2 protein-coding genes are annotated in these 3,546 nt (G+C 73.5%); one reads left to right on the forward strand and one right to left on the reverse strand.

Going from position 1 to position 3,546, the window contains the following annotated elements; all coding sequences use genetic code 11:
• The coding region (locus tag D7V93_RS40275) for an MFS transporter (protein WP_147451597.1) at positions 1-1,226 on the forward strand (1,226 nt) is incomplete at its 5' end.
• On the opposite strand, the gene D7V93_RS40280 is transcribed toward D7V93_RS40275, so the two are convergent.
• Positions 1,227-3,546 (reverse strand): PAS domain-containing protein (locus tag D7V93_RS40280; RefSeq protein WP_244237802.1); only part of this gene is annotated, 2,320 nt, incomplete at its 5' end.

A 3,546-nucleotide genomic window follows, 5' to 3' on the forward strand; every position in this document is an offset into this window, starting at 1 on the left:
GGGTACTGGGGGCGGACGGCGGGCTGTCCGGCCCGTGGCAGGCCCAGCGGGAGCTGTGGGGCGAGCCTGGCTGGCGCCGCTGGGTGATGGCCAGCTCGTTCGCGCGGCTCGGCGGGACGATGGCGCCCTTCGCGCTGCTGCTGGCCGGCGAGCAGGCCACGGGCGCGTTCTCGCAGGGCGCGTGGATGGCCAGCGGCTACGCCCTGGGCATGGCCGCGGCGGCGCCGTTCCGGGGCCGGACGTTGGACCGTCGGCGTCTGCCGGGCGGCCTGCGCGGTCCGCTGCTCGCCCAGGCCGCGGTCTTCCTCGCGCTCGCGCTCGCGTGCTTCTTCCAGGCCTCGCTGTGGGTCCTGCTGCCGCTGTCGGTGGTGGGCGGCGTGGTGCCCGCGGGGGTGGTCGCGGCCTACCGCGCGCTCCTCCCCGCGCTGGTGCCGAAGGCGCGGCTGGAGGCGGCGTTCGCCATCGACGCGGTGCTGATGGAGGTGCAGTGGATCCTCGGCCCGTCGCTGGTGGGCGTGCTCGCGCTGGCCCACGCCACCCTGGGCGTGGCGGCCATCGCGCTGACCGGGCTCTCGGCGCTGGTGCTCAACTTCTTCCTGCCGGACCGCGAGCCCCCGTCCGGGCCTCCGGTGGCCGCGACGCTGGCGTCGCTCGCGCCCTTCTTCCAGGGGCTGCCCCGGCTGCTGTACCTGTCATCGCTGGCGGTCGGGGTGAGCTGGGGCGTGGTGGACGCCGCGCTGCCGCCCCGGCTCGTCCAGGTGGGCTCGCGCCCCGAGGCCTGGGGTGGCCTCACCGCGCTCCTGTCCGCCGCGAGCGCCGTGGGAGGACTGCTGTACACCAGCACGCTGAAGGGTCGCGTCACCGGGGACGGCGTCATCCTGCGCCGGTGCATGCTGTTCCTCGCGCTGTGGGGCGTGCTGCTCGTGCCGCTGGCGCGGGTGACGGACCTCTGGGCGCTGGGCGGCGCGCTGGCGGCGGCGGGCATCTTCCTGGCGCCCCAGGCGGCGATGCAGGCGACGCTGCTGCAGCGCCAGCTCCCGGAGAGCCGTCAGGCGGAGGGCTTCGCGCTCTCCAACGCCTGCTTCGCGCTGGGCCTCAGCCTGGGCAGCGGCCTCGTCGCCGCGATGCTGGAGACGGCCGGGCCGCACGGCGCGCTGCTCACTGCCGGGGTGCTGCCCGTGCTGGTGGCCGCCGTGGGCGCGCTCGTCTGGCGCTCCCGGGCCTGATCACTCGCGGCCCTCCAGCGGTGAGTGACGCGGCAGGTGCACGAGGAACGTGGTGCCATCCTGCTCGGTGGAGCGCACGCGCAGGCGGCCCCCGTGCGCGTCCACGATGTGCTTCACGATGAACAGCCCCAGCCCCAGCCCGTGCGCCAGGCGGTTGCCCTCGCTGACCTCCGCGCGCTTGAGGGGTTCGAACAGGTGCGGCAGCAGGGCGTGCGGAATGGGGCGCCCCTGGTTGTTCACCGTGAGCGTCACCCCTTCCGGCTGGCCGCGCAGCCTCACGCGCACCGGGCAGACGGCATCCCCATACGCGAGCGCGTTGTTCACCAGGTTGGTGATGACCTGCGCCAGCCGGTCCGGGTCGCACGTCAGGTGGGCGTCTCCCCGGTGGTCCACCTCCAGCCGGCGGTCGGGGTGGGCCTGCTGCACCTCGTCCATCACCTGGCGCACCAGCTCCATCAGGTCCACCCCGAGGGGGGTCATGGGGATGCCGCCGCCCAGCCGGGCCTGGGTGAAGTCCAGCACGTCGCGCAGCATGCGGCGGGCCCGCTCGGCGCTGGCGAGGATGCGGGCGACGGCCTTCTGGTCGCGCGGATCCGCGTCCTCGCGCCGGGCCAGGACCGTGGCCGCCATGGTGATGGCGGAGATGGGGTTGCGCAGGTCGTGCCCGACGATGCCGATGAGCAGCTGCTCGAACTCCGCGCGCCGCTTCGCCTCCATCTCCGCCTCGTGCCGGCCGGTGACGTCCTGCATGGCGCCCACCATGCGCACCGGCTGGCCGCGCAGGTCCTTCACCACGCGGCCCCGGTCCTCGATGAAGGCCCAGGTGCCGTCGCCCCGTCGCAGCCGGTACGCCGCCTGCCAGTGGCCCTCCGGGCTGCGGATGGCCTCCTCGATTCCCCGGCTGACGCGCTCGCGGTCCTCGGGGTGCAGGCTGTTCGTCCACCAGTCGATGTTCATGCGAGGCAGGCCCCGGGACGTGTCCAGCCTCAGGATGTGCGCGGACAGCTCGCTCCAGCTGATTTCATTCGTGACCAGGTCCCAGTCCCAGATGAGGTCGCGGGTGGCCAGCGTGGCCAGCCGGTAGCGCGTCTCCGAGGTGCGCAGCTCCTGCTCCGCCCGACGGCGCTCGGTGATGTCCAGCGACACGCCCGACACGCTCACCACGCGCCCGCCCGGGCCGAACACCGGCAGGAAGCGGACCTCGAACCAGACGCCGAAGAGGAACAGCTCCGCCGACAGACGCTCCCCGGCGAGCGCGCGGTGGATGAGCTCCACCACGTCCCGCCGTTCCCGGAACAGCTCGAACACGGAGCTCCCGCGCCGCCCCAGGATGGGCGCCTGCCCGGTCGTCACGCCCGTGCCCTCGAAGAGGGTGATCATGCCCTGCGCATCGAAGGCCCACAGGACGACGGGGAGCTGGGTGAGCACGCGCTGGAGCTGCTCGCGGACCTCGTCCAGCTCCTGGCGCAGCACGCGCGTGGCGGTGATGTCCATGGACACGCCGCACACGGCCCACGCATCCTCGCCCGCGACGGTGGGCAGGGGGAACTTCAGCGTGTGGTAGATGTGGAGCCCGTCGGACTGGGGCACCAGTTCGTCGAACACCAGCGACTTGCGCGCCGCCAGCACCTGCCGGTCGTTGTCCAGGAAGCGCTCCGCCGTCTCCCGGGGGAACAGCTCCAGGTCCGAGCGCCCCAGCACGGCCTGTCGCTCATGACCGGAGATGACCTCGAAGGGGTGATTGATGAAGAGGTACCGTCCCTGCGCGTCCTTCGCGTAGATGGCCGCCGGGGCATGGTCGAGGATGGTCTGCAGCCGCTGCTCCCGCGCCCGCAGCGCCTGTTCGTGCTCGCGGATGTAGTGGACCACCGCCTCCGTCAGCGAGCCGTCCAGCGCGCGCCAGAGCGCCCGCATCGCTTTCGGCTCCAGCGGGCGGTGGGAGGTCTCCAGTGCCTCCAGGAGGACCTCGCGCAGCAGGCCGTACTCCTCCACCAGCGTCTCCACCCGACCTCCGGACTGGAAGCGCTTGCGGCCAAGCTCCCGGCCTTCCGCCCGGGCGGGCTCCAGGGCCCAGTCATCCTCCACGCTCTGGCGCAGGAGGAGGACCAGCGCGTCCACCAGCCGGTGCAGCCCCTGCAGCCGTTCGTGGAAGGCGGAGGGTGCATCCCCGAAGGACGCCCCCACCCGCGCCACCCAGCGCCGGGTGATGTCGTCGCGCAGTCCCTCCACGAGGTCCGCGAGCGAATCCGTCGGCGAGGCGAAGGGGTTCATGGCGGGGCCCCGCTCCCGCGCGAGCGTGCGGGCCTGCCCAGGCCCGTCC

Origin of the sequence: Corallococcus llansteffanensis (assembly GCF_003612055.1) — a bacterium.
Lineage (GTDB): Bacteria > Myxococcota > Myxococcia > Myxococcales > Myxococcaceae > Corallococcus > Corallococcus llansteffanensis.